Raw genomic sequence first — 13,422 nt, forward strand, 5'->3', positions numbered from 1 at the left:
AAACCCATCGATGTCGTAAGTCAAGAACGATTTGATTTAACGGATGATTAAGGCTGGGATACGTAGCCGTTTGACTGGGTGCCAATATTCTGTCACCCAGTAGTCATTGAGATCGACGGAGACGACCATGGCTAAGCGAGTATGGACGACGGAGCAATTCCAAGCGTGGCTTTCCGCAGCCGGATTGTCGTCTCCACAGCTTGCCGCAGTCCTAGACGTCTCCGAGCGCACCGCCAAGCGCCTCCGCAGTGGAGAGGTCGGGGTCAAGGACGCAATGACGGCACGCGCTCAGGAATGGCTGGGGCAGTCCCGCACGACGACAGGCCGTGATGCCGAGCTGTTGGACTCGTACGCCGCCCAGGCGGACTGGGCCGATCTCTGTCAGGCGTTTCCGAATGCCCACGTCACAGGGATGCAGTCGGCTATCGCACGGGGATGGACGAGCGCGAACAGCCATGGTTTCCGACAGCTCTCCCAACCGGAAAGGATGCCGCAGCCGGCACGATGGGGCGACTACGATCTCGAATGGATCGCGGGTGTCGATCTGCCTTGGGGCGTGGAAGTCCGTGAAGACACAGATGGACGGCCGTATCGCGTCGCGTCGGCGGAGAGGACGCTGCTCGAGCTAGCCGTACATGAGGCGTGGGTCGGCGAGGATGACGTCGGCGAATGCTATCGCGGTGCGTTCCATCTAGCAGAAAAGGCTCCTGATCGCGGCCTCCTGATCCGGAAAGCGATGCAGCGCGGCGCGCAGGTCGAGGATATCGTGCAGATGTACATCAGGAACTACGCGAAAATCTGAAAGCTGCCGGCGCGTTTGCGCCATGCACGGCCGACGACAACCATTCTCTCAGGAGATCACTACGTGATGGAGATGGACGATGTCGAACACGCACACGGACGGCGAGCGCAAGGTCGAGAAGCTTAAGGCGAAGTCCAAGAGCCGTGGTCTCGATGTCCCGCAGCAGCTCCAGAAGTATGTACAGGAGCGCCTCTGCGCACGGCTGTGGGCTTTCGAAGAGGGCGCTCGCATGACTCTCAAGGGCGGCGCGGCTTACCACTTCGCGCCCGAGTTCGCCGATCTCAACCGTCCAACGGCCGACGTCGACGTGCACAGCTACGATGTCATCGCTCACGAAGAAGTCATGTCTCTGTTCCGGCGAGCCGTCGAGATCGGTGACAATGATGGTGTGGTCTTCGAGATCGGCCGCACTGACGTTCTCGAACACGAACACGGCGAACACCAGGGCCTCCGCATCCACATCATCGGCTGGCTCGGCAAAACCCGGGTGAACACCTATGCCGACGTCGGGATTGGCGGTGAGGCTCCCGTAGCAGTCAGGGAGCTGCCGATTATCCCCATGATCGAGGGCGACACTTCGTCGACGATACGGGTGCAGCCATTCGAATACGCCATGGCGGAGAAGCTGCATTCCATCGTCGTCCGCGGCCTCGGCAACACCCGGATGAAGGACTACAGGGACTTGCTGATCCTGAGCCGGAAAGGATTCGATGACGAGACCGTCCGCCAGGCGATCGCACATACCTTCTCGCAGCGCCACACCGATCTCCCCGAGCTGACCCCTGAAGGCCTTCTGCCTGTGTTCTCGGAGGTGAAACAGGCGGACTGGGAAAGGTACCTGCAGAAGAACCGAGTCACAGGCATGCCTGCAGATCTGGGATCCGTTGTCGCCGAGCTGAGATCGTATTTCGACGACAAGCTGACTCCAGCCTATACGGCAGTCTACCGATACGCCTGACGATCCACGATGGCGGCCTCGTATGACACCCGGATCCGGCCGCCGTCATTCCGGTACCGCAGTTGCAATGGCAACTCGATGCAGAACAACTCATCGATATCGGCATCAGACAGGCGTTCCGATCTCTTTTCCGTCACGAAGTCCGCGACCAAGGATTCGACCTCACTGAGCGCCTTGCGGACGGCATCACGGATGGCGATCTCATCACGCGTGCGCGGTGTCATTCCGGCGACCGTCACAGGATTCGTGATGTAGTGGATGACCGGCAGCTCGATGGCGGGTTCGGCGGCGATGGTCTCAGGTGCGGGTTTCGGCTTGCGGGGCGCCATCACGCGTCCTCCCATAGCTTGATCACGTTATCGGCCGCGACATCCATAAGATCGTCGATGATTTCCACCGCGCGCCGGGCATCCTCCAAGTTCGTGATCGGCGGTTGCTCTGTCGGCATCCGCAGCCACTGGCCGACGTCGCGGCACCAAGCATAGCGCTGGTCCCCATGCTCGTCGGCTAGGTGATCCCACAGCCAGTCGATGGCATCGCGGAATTCCTTCAGATGACGGCGATCAATGCTGACGATACCCTCCCGGATCCGAACGGCGTCACCGCGACGGCCACGGAGGCCATCCGCGAGCTGCCACATCACGCTCTCGTCGTCGGGCAAGGACTCGATGCGGAATCTCATGACGAGCTGCCAGAGCCTGACCACGTGCGCGATATCGTATTCCGACCCGAGCGACACCCAGTCGACGCGCGGCGCGGCAGGACGGCGGGCACGGGTCGACCAGGATGGGAATCGGTCAATGTCTACATCGGCTGCGGGCATGCACTCTCTCCTCGATATCAAGGAAATGGTGCGTGCCGGCGGCGACAGAAGCAAGTCAGTCGTCGGCTTGCATCCTCAGGCGTTCCTGAAGCTCCTCTTCGTAATCCGCTTTGGGATCGTAATCTGGATACCAATCATCTCGCGAGGGCGAGGGCTCGAAACGATCGTGTGGCGGCTCGAAATCTTCGACGAGCAAGGATCCGAGATGAGCGAGTTCTGGATCCGTCTGACTGCCGCTATATGGTGCCGGCCACATGATCGGTTGAGGCACGCGCTTGGGAGCTTCGACATCGCTGACAATCGGGGGTTTCCTGCGCCATTTGCTCGGCTTCGGCGGATTCTTGAAATCAGGCATCGCGACCTTCTTCGGCTTCGGCGGCGCCCATTTCGACGCATCTCGGGTCTCAAGGACGTATGCGTGATATAGCTCAAGAGCTGTCCGCAGATCCGACCGCTGACGGATGCTCATGTCGGCGTATCGCTTGCCGGACTCTCTGCGACGGGTCTTCTTGTCGATCCAGATGATCTCGCTGCTCGCTTCGAGCGCCTGGATTTCAAGCGCGAGGTTTGCGTACATTCGACATCCGACCATCTCCCGCGCTTTCCGGAGGTGCGAGCGGATATTGTTCGCGGCAGAGACGGACATTGCCTTGTCCTTCGGCGAATTCTTTTTCGAGTTCGCTAGCAGCCACGGCGTGAAAGCCTTGTCGAGCTTCGGCATCGAGAAGCCGTACTGACGCTCAAAGATCGCCTTGCCGATCGCGTGCGCCATAGGCGCAGGGACGGCGTTCGCGATCATGAGTTGGATCTGTTTCTCGGTCCATCCGCTGCCTGGGCCGCGGGCATGCTTTTTCTTCTTCTTCTGAAAGTCGTATGTAGGAGGGAATCCTTGGATCCGGGCGACTTGGTCGAGCGTCAGGATGTGCGTGTCTTCGAGCTCGGCCGAATCCTCCGGGTGCGGGATGTAGGATTCGCCTGGCTTCTCCCTCGTGTTCCGCGCGATCGTCGGGCAGACCTCGTCGATCGATATGATGCCGCGCCCGTTCGGCTCGCCCTTGCGGCCCATCCATGGTCTCGCGAAGAATGCGCCTTTTTCGAGCAGTGCGGCGTCCTCCGGGTATCGACGAGGATCCAGCATGTCGCGGATGACCATCGGCTTCGGCGACTTCGCCGCTTCGAGTTCGTCGAGGAGAAACTGATCGAGTTCGTCCAGTCTCCCGACGCAAAAGAACCGCTTGCGGCGCTGCGGCACGCCGTAGTACTGGGCATCCATGACGAGCTCGGTCAGGCCGTATCCGTGGCGTTTCCACAGCGCGCGCGCATACTGATATTGCTTCGACCGCGCCGCACCCTCCACGTTTTCAAAAATGAACCATTCGGGTCTCGTCAGGCATATGATCTGCGCGAAGTGCTGTGTGAGAAAAGCGCGCTCGCCGATCTGATGCAGCCCGGCTTTCGAGAAGTCCTGACACGGCGGCCCTCCCGCGATCAGATCCGGGCGATGTCGGAGTCGGTTGCAGAAACCGCCGACATCGCGAAGATCCATGCGGACAGCCGCCTTTCCAGCATTCAGGAGCACGCTATGAGGAGCCTTATCTTTCTCGATCGACAGCTCGTGACCCATGCCTGCGGCGTATAGCCCGAGGCCCATGCCCCCGGCACCCGCGAATAACTCAATGAACTGCATTCCACACCTCATGCTCTTTTCGCGAGTCATAAAGCGGGACCGTTGAGTCCAGGTAAACGCCGCCGGCGGGATCAACCGCCGTTGAGCTTCTTGAGGGCGCGGGTGATCTCGGCGCTGTATAGCTTCGCAAGGTCTGAGTCCTTGACCGAGTCGGAGATGATGTCGTCCCAGCGGAACGTCGGCTTGTATGTCGCGTCGTCGGAGAAGCGCACGAGCATTTTCAGCTTGCCGCCGCGAGCCTGAGGCCGCTGCCAATAGCCCCTCTTCCCGGAGACCTCGCCGAAAAAGATACCGGGCTTCCCAGACGCGTTGGCGGCCTTCCATCCTGCGGGTGCGGTTGGCTTGCCCGTTGCGCGTAGCTTGTCACGCTTCGCCGCCAGTTTTGCCCGCTTGGCCTTCTCGGTTCTGGCCTGTCGCGCGATCCTGCCGAGATACCCCTTCGTCGTGTTGCCCAGCCTGTTCTTCGAGTCCTCGGAACTGTCGACCCTGACATCGAATTTCGATGCTCCCGGATCTCCAGCTCGCCGGACGCCGCCATTGATCAGATAGGTCATGTACCGAGCTTGCTCAGGTCGGATGCTGACCGATGCCTCCAGATTCTGCGGGGTGGCCTTTTCGACGACGAAACCCTTCTTCGTCCAAGGATTCGGTCCGCCCTTGATGTTCTTGTCGGCGTACGCGAGGAGGCCGCGGCGTGCGCCGAAAGCGATGCCGTTGAGAAATCCGGCCTGAGCCGTCGGCAGCACCTGTTTCTCGATCTTTTTCATGTTCCTGGTGAAGTCGCGCAGATCGAACTGGAAGAGGTCATCCTTCGCCATGCGTCACCTCAAAAAAGAAACCCCGGGCGCGCGGTTGATCGCGCAGCAGCCGGGGCAGTTGGAAGGAACCGACAGGGAGTGAATCCAGCGGTATCAGAATGGTGTGCGGCGGCGGGATCGAGCGCAAGGGGATTCATGCGCGAGTCCTTCGAGACGGCTGCCGACTGCGCACGAGATCCGGGAGAGCGGTCGCGGCGGAGGTCAGCGTGAAGAACTCTTCGAGCATCGTCTGCTGCATGATGATCTCGGCCGCGAGGTCGTTGCCCGCACTGATGTCGCAGGGGTCGCCGACGACGTCCTGGGCGAGATCGACGAGGGTCTCGTAGCCGCAGACGTACTGAGCGACTGCGGCGCGCAGGACATGGGGCGGGACCGGCTCGCCGCCGAGATATGCGTGGACTGCCTGGCGGGGCGTGAGGTCGGTTTCGGTCATAGCTAGATCCCGGCAGCAGCCATTCGAGTTCGCATATCGTCGACCATAGCGCTCAAGTTAGACAGCGTGACGCGGAAAGCTTCGAGCTTCTCATCTTGCGCTTCCTGGAACGCGACGAGCGCCTCTTCCAACCCGGATGCAAGCGTCTCCATTTCCTCTGCTTGGTCGTTGATGCGATCGATGATGGTGTATGAGCCGACGTAGCTCGGGTTTTTGAAGACGGCTTGCATCAGGGACAGAGTCGCGGCGCGGAGTGCGTGGACGTATCCGGAGTCGGGTGCGTCAAAGATCTCGGTGGCGAGGTTGCGACTGCCGTTCTCGGGGCCGTACTGCCAGCGCGTCTCGGTCGTCGGAAAGAGCCAGCCGTAGAGGCCCTTGCCGTCCTGGCACAGCAGCGCGCCGGCTGAATTCGTCCCGAAGACCGTCTGGTGCATCGAGAGGTTGTTGGGCGATCCGGGGCCGTAGATAAGGTCCTCGGCAGTCCACGGCTCGTCGCGAAAGGTTGCCGACACTTCGGCGCCGGTGACCGTTGCTTTCCACAGCCGCTCGTCGAGTGTGCCGGAACCGCCGGGCCTCGCGTAGAGATCGGCGACAGCGTCTTCGAGCCAGGACGTGCGTGGCGCGAGTGTATGGATGTCGGCTGCCTTCTCGGCCATGATGGATCTCCTCGTATCAGGATCCATGATCGAGCCAGGTCGGTGAAAGATTCAATCGCCGGCAGCCTCCGAAGGGGAATCGGGAATCCGCAATTTGTTTCGAGTTAGAGCAAAGCGCCTTGCGCGATGCGTGATGCCTGGCGGCGATATCGGGCGGCCATCGATGTGACCTCCGTGAAAGTGGTCGGGTCTCGGACGACGGCAACGAGGCTCAGAGCCGCAAGAGCGTGGCCTTTGGTCGAGTCGGCCTTGCTGAAGCCGCGACCGTTTCGGGTCTTGGCGTAGTCAGCGTCTTCGGCTGCCACAGCGCCAAGCACGAGCAGGGCTTCCCGAGCTTTCGGATAGCGTGGGTCGTTGCCGCGAGGTGGTGGGTCGAATTTTCTCATCGGCATGTCTCCCGGATCACTACCGGAATCGCTCCAAAACTGATTCCGAAGGGCGAAGTAATGGGGGGAAACGGAACTGAATCGGTCGTCATAGTGATTTCCTCCGGGACGGCTTCTCGACGGACTTTTCGAGCTTGGCACGGTCACGCCGATACAGGAGTCGCCCCATGGTCTTCTTTTTCGCTCCCGCGGCTTCAAAGCCCCGAGACTCGAGGATGCGAAGAGCATCGGCAATGACTGACCGGATCGGCGCTGGCACGTCCTCACCGGACTCTTGGACTCGCGCTAGGTAGACAGACACTGCCGCGGCGAGCGCCGTGTCGACGTGGCAAGCCTCGGGCACGGCTGCTGTCCGCAGACCTGCTCTCCAGCGCTCCGTCGCGCGACGCCCCATCTCGTTGCTCGGATCGGCTTGCCTCGGCATGTTCCATCCCTCCCATCATCACTACGGGAATACTCGCGGGTGGGCTTGCATACGACCATTGGCGCAACATCCGCCGGCGGCAAATATCGGACTGCGGAGCTGGTCGAGCGGAGCAGCGCGTAGCGTACGCGAGAGACGTAAGTCTCATCCCGTCCAGGAGCAAAACAACTTCCTTTCACTACGGGAAAACGACCTTCAAAATGGTCCTGTAGAATCTATTAAGAATATCCGGGCTTCCGGCCCCCGATCCGACCAGTCCCTACCAAGCCGCGTCAACTTGTTAGTGTCGGAACTTGTCATCGAAACGGCCTGTCTATGTCGGAACTTGTCATTCCTGTCGGCTCTCTGGCAGCGTTCGACGTAGACATCACTACGGTATCTTCACGCGTCTCTGTCGGATTTCTCGCATCGCCCGACATAAAGTTCTTGCTCCGTTCCGCCGGCCGACAAATCATTGTTGCAGAGGACAGGAGAGACGCATGCGTAATTCATTTCACCGCCGCCCGGGCGACAAGGCCCCGATCACGGGATCCGACCGCAACGGCATCCAGGGTGACCTTTCCGCCTTGCTCGACAAGATGCGCGTCGAGAAGGAGGATCCACGTGTAGAACGCCCGCTCGTCATGATCCGGAGCATCCGGTATGTCGGCGAAACCGAGGGCGCAACTCCTGCCGCGGCGATGTCTGCCAAGAGCCATGCTCTCTATGAGTATCTCATGGCATCCGCTCGCACACGCATCGCGACAGTCGAAGACCATGCCGTCTCGTTTGCCGACGCGATGGCATACCTGGACACGCCTCGTTCCGACCGCATCCGAGAATACCTCGACGCGATCTCCAACACCTACGTCTCCTACGACTTCACCGAACAGGACGGCACCCGCCGCGCATCCTCCAGGATTCAACTCCTGCAGTGCGAGGAGATCGTTAAGCCGACGGGCGAGCGCGAGATCGGCTATCGCATGCATCCGTCAGTCCGCAAGGTCATCCTAGCGGCGACGCAGTATGCCCATCTCGAAGTCGCCGCCTTCGCACGATTCCGGTGCAAGTACAGCGCACGGCTCTATCCCAAACTCGCATACGTCGCCGGTCTCGATGAGCAGCATCCGCTCGTATACAAGCCGGAAGACCTCGCCGAGGAACTGGGATGGGTCGGCAAGCAAGGGAAATTCCACTGGGGTCACTTCGAGGCCGACGTCCTCAAGCCTGCGATGGACGACATGTTCGGAGCGGCCGACGGATCCACAGGGCAGAAGGTCCGTCGCTTCGTCGCTGACTACGAACTCCGCCGCGCTGCCAGCCGCGGACGTCCCGTCGAGGCCATCGTCTTCCACGTCGGCAAGGCCAGGAAGCACCTCGGTGAGGAGCAGAAGCCGAAGGTGGTCTCGCTGGATCGCGAGCGTGTCCGCAAGATCTTCGCGGATGCGGGCCTCGATCATGCTCAGATCCCGAGTGAAGAGCTGCTCGCTCAGGCAGCCGGCAGGCTGTCCGTCGGAATCGCTCACATGGCCGAACGTTGGGCGGCAGCCATATCACTTGCGAAGGAGGATCCCGAACTCCTTATCGGCTCACTGGAAGTGCTCACGGGCAGGCAGGTGCTCGACGTCCTCGAGAAGGAAGGTGTCGGCGCCGCCTTCGCAAAGTGGCTGGTAGACTGTAAGGAGCCGAAGGGTCTTCGTTATCGCGACGGTTCCGTTCCCGCCCCCATGCCTTTGTCCGTTGACGCGAAGCCAACAGCACCGACACCAAAGCCGCTCGCCGATACCGGGATCGACTTCCGTGATGCCTCTGTCATCCGGATTGAATTCGATGACGAGATCCGGACGCAGCGCTGGGCGCAGCAGATCATCGACGACCTGCGGGCAGCGCATCTGTTTGACTTCGGTGAGCAGAAGACGCTCCGGCTCGAGTGGAACGGAAATGGCTTCGTGGATCGCAAGGAAGTCGCGGTTCCGCTCGTGGAGCAGACCTTCAAACTTATCCTCAGCAAGCACCACGAAATCATCGACACTTGGGAGTTCCTCGCATGACCAGACATCGTCAGCCCATCGAACACGTAGCCCCCTCATATGAGCAGTATCTCGCCACTTTCGAGAAGGGTCTCGATCGTCTGGTTGCCGAGGTGGCAGCCATGACATCGGAGAGCGATCTCACGATCCAGCAGCAGCGGTCATTCGGCTACCTCTTCAGTATCGCGAATGGTCACCTTATGTGGAGCAAGGACAAGCTCGCCGCCGCATTCGAGCCGCTCAACACTACATTCGTGCGCTGCCTGGACTGCTGTCCAGTTGCCTACCGTCGCACAGGAGCCTTCGCTGCGAAGTTCGGAGATTCCGAAGCTCTGGTCCACTTTGACCTCATGCCGCGGTCGAAGGCTACCGAGTGGATCGTCGATCATGGGCATAAAGTCGGATACACTCCGGAGCAGATCGAGCGCGCCCGAGCGGAATGGAAAAGCCTTCGACGGCGAGCCGCTTGATATCGCAGACGGTATATTGAACCCCGATTATACCGTCCATGATATCTCATGCACTTGTGCATGAGTATCGATCGCAACCCATTAACCCTGCCGGCGCCTTCCTCGTCCGGCGGGGCTCACAACTCCTCCGGGTCCTGCTATTCAGGATTCCCGGATAAGAGGACCACACACATGATTGCAGGACTCCGAATAGCAATAGCCTGACCGCCGCCTCACGCGGAGCCGATCTCGCACGTCTATTCCAGGAGTCCCCTCATGTCCTTCACCCGCAAGTTCTACACCGCCGATCTCCACCTCGGTCATCACGGCATCCTCCGCCATTGCGCTGCCACGCGCCCCTTCGACACCGTCGAGGACATGGACGCCGCCATCGTCCGCCGCATCAACGAGCGCGTTGCACCCACTGACATCTTGTACATCGTGGGAGACTTCGCGCTGTCCGGTGACGTCGAATACGTCCGACACCTCTTCCATGAGATCCACGGCCGCAAGATCCTCGTTCTGGGCAACCACGATCTCGATGCGAAAGGCCGCGTCTCGAAGACGATCCGAGATCTGCCTTGGGATCAGCCGCCAACGCATGCGCTCGAGACGACGGACGAAGGGCGCCACGTCTACATGAACCACTACGCATGCCGCGTCTGGCCTCGTCATCTGCGTGGATCGTATCATCTCTTCGGCCACTCCCACGGCGACCTGCCGCCGCACGGACTCAGCCGTGACGTCGGGATCGACTGCGCCGACACCCACTTCGCCCCGCTGACTTTCGCGGAAATCAAGGAGACGCTCATGTCCGTAGATCCTGCCTGGCATGCATCGATGGCGCGCGCCTTCGGCGACGCCGTGCCCTCGCTCAAATCCTTCCGCTGCCGCACTGTCCTGCAACCGGTGCTCTGGAGCATGTATGCCGACCTCGAAGCGCGCGGTCTGCTACAGAGTATCCGGATCCTCGGTGTCGAAACTCGCGAGCGGGGCTGGATCACTGTGACACGTCAGTTCGACGCCAGCCTTTCCGTCGCAGACCGCCGCGCGGCCGACGAGCTGGTCGTCGAGTGGGAGATGGATCTGTCGGAGACTGACCGCCATGACTGATCGTCTCCCCCTCGGCTGGTTCGACCTCGTCCACGACCTCCGCATGGATCTCCACCGCGCCCACCCGACGGCAGCCGTCACGGCGATGACCGCAGACCGGGGCTGGCTTCATGTCGCGGTCGATGACAGTCAGCTCGCCCCCGCCGAGCAGGCAGCATGCGGGCGCCTCATCCAAGGTTATGTCACCCAGTCCTTGTCTACCTGCATGTCATGTGGGTCTGGTCATGGGCGAGATCGCGGAGATCGCCGTGTAGTGACCTGTGACGGCTGTGATGAGGAGACATGGTGCGATGCATGACGAATTCCCTCGCATCAAAAAGGACGATCTCATCGCCGACCACCCGGGCGTTTTCGATGCCGCCCTGTACGTCGATGTCGGTATCGGGTGGCTCGGCCTCGTGCGCGCGTTCGTAGCCGAGGCGCTGCCGCACGATCCCAGTCTCGAAGTGCTCGAGTTGAAGGAAAAATGGGGTGGCCTCAAAATCTGGACCGACACCCCTGTTGTCGCCGCTAAGCTCGCGAAAGCGAAGGCCGAGATCAAAAGCGCCGCTGTCTGCGAGGTTTGCGGAGAACCCGGTTTCATCCGCCGCCCGCCGCCGGGCCGTATGGCGTGGTGGCGCTGCCGTTGTGATGAGCATGCGAGCGACGAGCAGCGGTTGTGGCCGCGGCGTGAGTACGGTGCGCTTGGCGGGATGATGCAAGTTCGGGGGCAGTGGTATCGCTATGACGAAGCCTCCGACAGCATGGTCGAGACCGCTGCCCCGGAGGGATACCGATGACGTTTGATGACCTCCGCGCGAAATATCCTCGACTGCTGCGGCCGAGTACGCACTTCATGTGTCACGAAGGATGGGTCCGGATCCTCGACCGCTATTTCGAAGTCGTCGACGGCGTGATGCCGGACGGAGAGACCTACGACATCGGTCAGATCAAAGAAAAAATGGGGACTATCAGGATCTACGATTCCGTCTACGGCGATGCCTGGGCGTCCGTCCCCGCCGTCACCGAAGCCCATCGGTTGGCCGAAGCCCGCAGCCTCCACACCTGCGAATACTGTGGCCAGCGTGGTCGGCTGCGCAAGCGGAGGGCGTATCTCACGGTCACCTGCGACGACCACGCATTTCAGAACGACGCGCTCGCGATCCCGGAGGAACCCGAGCCGCGGTATCACGTGCAGACCGCCGGCGGCTGGGAAGTCTACGATCCCGATGCCGATGCCTTCGTTGAATCGGTGCCGCCCGATTGGCTATGACCGCACCCCGCCGCCGCTTCGGCCTGCCGCCGGTCACGCTTCATGTCGAATCCTTGGATCGGGTCGACCTCGTCATCGCCGCGCTCGATAGATGCCCGGACATCGAGAGGGCCGTCGATTTCTATGGCTTGGATCCCTTTGACATCGATCCAACGGTTGTTCAGATCGGCTGGATTATGGCGGCCAAGACTGGCACCGATTTCCGTATCGGCAGAAGGATTCTCCAGCTCCTGTCGCCGGACGGCTACCTCATGCCCCCGCTCGAATTCCGCCTTTCGAGGCAGACGGAGCCGACGGAAATCGAGATGTACGAGGCGCCGTTTATCACGCCGTTCCGGATCGAACTCTGGCAGAGCGGGTTGTCGCCGGCGGAATGGCGGATCAATGGGTCCGTGTATCATCCGGCATGGGATCCGCGCATCTGGTCGCGGCTGCTGTATCTCAACAGACCGAAAGCGATGGCGTTGACCGACGATGGCTGGATCAAGCTTGGGAGGAGGATTTGATGACGAAACTCGACGACGACCGCCGGATGCGGCTTCGCGGCTCCTACCTCGATAGAATTGTCGAAGTCGCGCAATTCTACATCGCGACGCACTCCTATTTCATCGAATCCGATTTCAAGTCCTTTATCGCCGACGAGTTTACGTATCTCACCGAACTCTCGGACGAAGAGCGCCAATACCTGCGCGATCAGGTCGGTCTTGAATCCTTGCGCCGCGTTGCGATTTCGCGCGCGAAGGATCAGGAAGAGTTCTTCCGCAAGCTCGTCGCCGACAACCCGGACATCGTCGTTCACTATGCCAATCTCGCGTTCGACCTCGGCTGGCTCGATCTCCTGAAGGACGCTGTCGCTCGCATGCGGACGTATCCGGCAGCTTGGAAGGTGCGGCTCGACGGAGCGACGGAACGGTTTGGCTGCCTGGTGCTGCACGTATCGTTCATGGTCGCCGAGCGCGGCGCGACGGCCGAAATCAAACGCATGCGCGAAGAGATCCGGCTGCGGTCTCTGGCCACGTGCGAGGTCTGCGGAGAGAATGGCCGGCTGCGTCTCGGGGCGTGGGCGAAAACCGTTTGTGACAAGCACTCGGCCATCTTCGATGATTTCCAGGAAGACGACGGGCACTGGGCGGATCCGTGGCGGTGGCTCGAGAAGAAGCAGTCGTCTGAGGGGCGTATCGCTGACGAAGAGTCTGCGGATGTGCAGGCTGGTCTCGATGAGCTGGATCGCGGTGAATCCGTTCACATTAATGAGGTCCTGGACAAGGCGCGTGCCATTGTAGCCGACGCTGAACATCGAAAAAGGCAGAGTGCCATCTCTCGCCAGATCGAGACCGATCTCGAGAAAAACGGTCGCAAGGCTGAGCTGCTTCTCGAATTCCGCGGTCAGATTGAGACCGCAGTCGTCGCCGCCATGTCCGTCGCAGACGATGACGTTGGTTTTTGGCTCCACACGGAAGTCGGCCGGTGGCGGGGTGTGCAGCCGTCGTCGGAGGACGACCGCGACTTCCTGCTCAGATATGTGCGGAGCCTCGCCATCGATGAGCGTGGACGACGCATGCCGTCGTCGGATCTCAAGAGCGACAACGATTGATGTCGAGAATAACCAGCA

17 protein-coding genes are annotated in these 13,422 nt (G+C 60.8%); 10 read left to right on the forward strand and 7 right to left on the reverse strand.

Going from position 1 to position 13,422, the window contains the following annotated elements:
• Positions 1-127 precede the first annotated feature (127 nt).
• Entirely contained in the window at positions 128-802 is a 675-nt protein-coding gene (locus AGR2A_RS09920) for a hypothetical protein (RefSeq protein ID WP_080822776.1), read from the forward strand.
• A gap of 79 nt (positions 803-881) precedes the next feature.
• Positions 882-1,760, forward strand: coding sequence for a nucleotidyl transferase AbiEii/AbiGii toxin family protein (locus AGR2A_RS09925; protein WP_080822777.1), 879 nt, complete (start codon positions 882-884; stop codon positions 1,758-1,760).
• On the opposite strand, the gene AGR2A_RS09930 is transcribed toward AGR2A_RS09925, so the two are convergent.
• The 7 genes from AGR2A_RS09930 to AGR2A_RS09955 all read right to left on the reverse strand — a co-directional run bounded on the left by AGR2A_RS09930 (position 1,745) and on the right by AGR2A_RS09955 (position 6,563).
• Complete coding sequence (locus AGR2A_RS09930; protein ID WP_080822779.1) at positions 1,745-2,089, reverse strand: hypothetical protein; 345 nt, start codon at positions 2,087-2,089, stop codon at positions 1,745-1,747. The two genes, AGR2A_RS09925 and AGR2A_RS09930, sit on opposite strands and share 16 nt — an antisense overlap.
• On the reverse strand, positions 2,089-2,583 hold the full coding sequence (locus AGR2A_RS09935; RefSeq protein WP_080822780.1) for a hypothetical protein: 495 nt from the start codon (positions 2,581-2,583) through the stop codon (positions 2,089-2,091). Before AGR2A_RS09935 ends, AGR2A_RS09930 begins: the two co-directional genes overlap by 1 nt.
• A 55-nt stretch (positions 2,584-2,638) precedes the next feature.
• Positions 2,639-4,270: a DNA cytosine methyltransferase gene (locus AGR2A_RS09940; protein WP_167378186.1), complete on the reverse strand. Its 1,632-nt coding sequence runs from the start codon at positions 4,268-4,270 to the stop codon at positions 2,639-2,641.
• Between the two features lie 71 nt (positions 4,271-4,341).
• Positions 4,342-5,088 carry a hypothetical protein gene (locus AGR2A_RS29540; protein WP_167378187.1) on the reverse strand — a complete coding sequence of 249 codons (747 nt, stop codon included), beginning with the start codon at positions 5,086-5,088 and terminating at the stop codon, positions 4,342-4,344.
• 133 nt (positions 5,089-5,221) lie between these two features.
• Complete coding sequence (locus AGR2A_RS09945; RefSeq protein ID WP_080822784.1) at positions 5,222-5,521, reverse strand: hypothetical protein; 300 nt, start codon at positions 5,519-5,521, stop codon at positions 5,222-5,224.
• Positions 5,522-5,523: 2 nt separating this feature from the next.
• Positions 5,524-6,177 carry a hypothetical protein gene (locus AGR2A_RS09950; protein WP_080822785.1) on the reverse strand — a complete coding sequence of 218 codons (654 nt, stop codon included), beginning with the start codon at positions 6,175-6,177 and terminating at the stop codon, positions 5,524-5,526.
• A gap of 104 nt (positions 6,178-6,281) precedes the next feature.
• Complete coding sequence (locus AGR2A_RS09955; protein WP_080822787.1) at positions 6,282-6,563, reverse strand: hypothetical protein; 282 nt, start codon at positions 6,561-6,563, stop codon at positions 6,282-6,284.
• 903 nt (positions 6,564-7,466) lie between these two features.
• Between AGR2A_RS09955 and AGR2A_RS09965 the strand changes: the two genes are divergently transcribed.
• The 8 genes from AGR2A_RS09965 to AGR2A_RS10000 all read left to right on the forward strand — a co-directional run bounded on the left by AGR2A_RS09965 (position 7,467) and on the right by AGR2A_RS10000 (position 13,404).
• Positions 7,467-9,017, forward strand: a complete 1,551-nt coding sequence (locus AGR2A_RS09965; protein WP_080822790.1) for a replication initiation protein — start codon at positions 7,467-7,469, stop codon at positions 9,015-9,017.
• The gene (locus AGR2A_RS09970; RefSeq protein WP_080822791.1) at positions 9,014-9,466 is read left to right on the forward strand and encodes a hypothetical protein; all 453 of its coding nucleotides are present in this window, start codon (positions 9,014-9,016) and stop codon (positions 9,464-9,466) included. Before AGR2A_RS09965 ends, AGR2A_RS09970 begins: the two co-directional genes overlap by 4 nt.
• A 255-nt stretch (positions 9,467-9,721) precedes the next feature.
• Entirely contained in the window at positions 9,722-10,558 is an 837-nt protein-coding gene (locus AGR2A_RS09975; protein ID WP_080822793.1) for a hypothetical protein, read from the forward strand.
• Entirely contained in the window at positions 10,551-10,856 is a 306-nt protein-coding gene (locus AGR2A_RS09980; protein ID WP_080822794.1) for a hypothetical protein, read from the forward strand. Before AGR2A_RS09975 ends, AGR2A_RS09980 begins: the two co-directional genes overlap by 8 nt.
• Positions 10,849-11,337 carry a hypothetical protein gene (locus AGR2A_RS09985; RefSeq protein WP_080822795.1) on the forward strand — a complete coding sequence of 163 codons (489 nt, stop codon included), beginning with the start codon at positions 10,849-10,851 and terminating at the stop codon, positions 11,335-11,337. The genes AGR2A_RS09980 and AGR2A_RS09985 overlap by 8 nt, the downstream gene beginning before the upstream one ends.
• Positions 11,334-11,810, forward strand: a complete 477-nt coding sequence (locus AGR2A_RS09990; RefSeq protein WP_080822797.1) for a hypothetical protein — start codon at positions 11,334-11,336, stop codon at positions 11,808-11,810. The genes AGR2A_RS09985 and AGR2A_RS09990 overlap by 4 nt, the downstream gene beginning before the upstream one ends.
• On the forward strand, positions 11,807-12,316 hold the full coding sequence (locus tag AGR2A_RS09995; RefSeq protein WP_080822799.1) for a hypothetical protein: 510 nt from the start codon (positions 11,807-11,809) through the stop codon (positions 12,314-12,316). The genes AGR2A_RS09990 and AGR2A_RS09995 overlap by 4 nt, the downstream gene beginning before the upstream one ends.
• Positions 12,316-13,404, forward strand: coding sequence for a hypothetical protein (locus tag AGR2A_RS10000; protein WP_080822800.1), 1,089 nt, complete (start codon positions 12,316-12,318; stop codon positions 13,402-13,404). Before AGR2A_RS09995 ends, AGR2A_RS10000 begins: the two co-directional genes overlap by 1 nt.
• Positions 13,405-13,422: the final 18 nt, after the last annotated feature.

Origin of the sequence: Agrobacterium genomosp. 2 str. CFBP 5494, from assembly GCF_900013495.1 — a bacterium.
In the GTDB taxonomy this organism is placed as follows: Bacteria; Pseudomonadota; Alphaproteobacteria; order Rhizobiales; family Rhizobiaceae; genus Agrobacterium; species Agrobacterium pusense.

Excerpts from the sequence above, each read along its gene's own strand:
- AGR2A_RS09920 (WP_080822776.1), top strand. The coding sequence starts at position 128 with ATGGCTAAGCGAGTATGGACGACGGAGCAATTCCAAGCGTGGCTTTCC.
- AGR2A_RS09925 (WP_080822777.1), top strand. The coding sequence starts at position 882 with ATGTCGAACACGCACACGGACGGCGAGCGCAAGGTCGAGAAGCTTAAG.
- AGR2A_RS09930 (WP_080822779.1), bottom strand. The coding sequence starts at position 2,089 with ATGGCGCCCCGCAAGCCGAAACCCGCACCTGAGACCATCGCCGCCGAA.
- AGR2A_RS09935 (WP_080822780.1), bottom strand. The coding sequence starts at position 2,583 with ATGCCCGCAGCCGATGTAGACATTGACCGATTCCCATCCTGGTCGACC.
- AGR2A_RS09940 (WP_167378186.1), bottom strand. The coding sequence starts at position 4,270 with ATGCAGTTCATTGAGTTATTCGCGGGTGCCGGGGGCATGGGCCTCGGG.
- AGR2A_RS29540 (WP_167378187.1), bottom strand. The coding sequence starts at position 5,088 with ATGGCGAAGGATGACCTCTTCCAGTTCGATCTGCGCGACTTCACCAGG.
- AGR2A_RS09945 (WP_080822784.1), bottom strand. The coding sequence starts at position 5,521 with ATGACCGAAACCGACCTCACGCCCCGCCAGGCAGTCCACGCATATCTC.
- AGR2A_RS09950 (WP_080822785.1), bottom strand. The coding sequence starts at position 6,177 with ATGGCCGAGAAGGCAGCCGACATCCATACACTCGCGCCACGCACGTCC.
- AGR2A_RS09955 (WP_080822787.1), bottom strand. The coding sequence starts at position 6,563 with ATGAGAAAATTCGACCCACCACCTCGCGGCAACGACCCACGCTATCCG.
- AGR2A_RS09965 (WP_080822790.1), top strand. The coding sequence starts at position 7,467 with ATGCGTAATTCATTTCACCGCCGCCCGGGCGACAAGGCCCCGATCACG.
- AGR2A_RS09970 (WP_080822791.1), top strand. The coding sequence starts at position 9,014 with ATGACCAGACATCGTCAGCCCATCGAACACGTAGCCCCCTCATATGAG.
- AGR2A_RS09975 (WP_080822793.1), top strand. The coding sequence starts at position 9,722 with ATGTCCTTCACCCGCAAGTTCTACACCGCCGATCTCCACCTCGGTCAT.
- AGR2A_RS09980 (WP_080822794.1), top strand. The coding sequence starts at position 10,551 with ATGACTGATCGTCTCCCCCTCGGCTGGTTCGACCTCGTCCACGACCTC.
- AGR2A_RS09985 (WP_080822795.1), top strand. The coding sequence starts at position 10,849 with ATGCATGACGAATTCCCTCGCATCAAAAAGGACGATCTCATCGCCGAC.
- AGR2A_RS09990 (WP_080822797.1), top strand. The coding sequence starts at position 11,334 with ATGACGTTTGATGACCTCCGCGCGAAATATCCTCGACTGCTGCGGCCG.
- AGR2A_RS09995 (WP_080822799.1), top strand. The coding sequence starts at position 11,807 with ATGACCGCACCCCGCCGCCGCTTCGGCCTGCCGCCGGTCACGCTTCAT.
- AGR2A_RS10000 (WP_080822800.1), top strand. The coding sequence starts at position 12,316 with ATGACGAAACTCGACGACGACCGCCGGATGCGGCTTCGCGGCTCCTAC.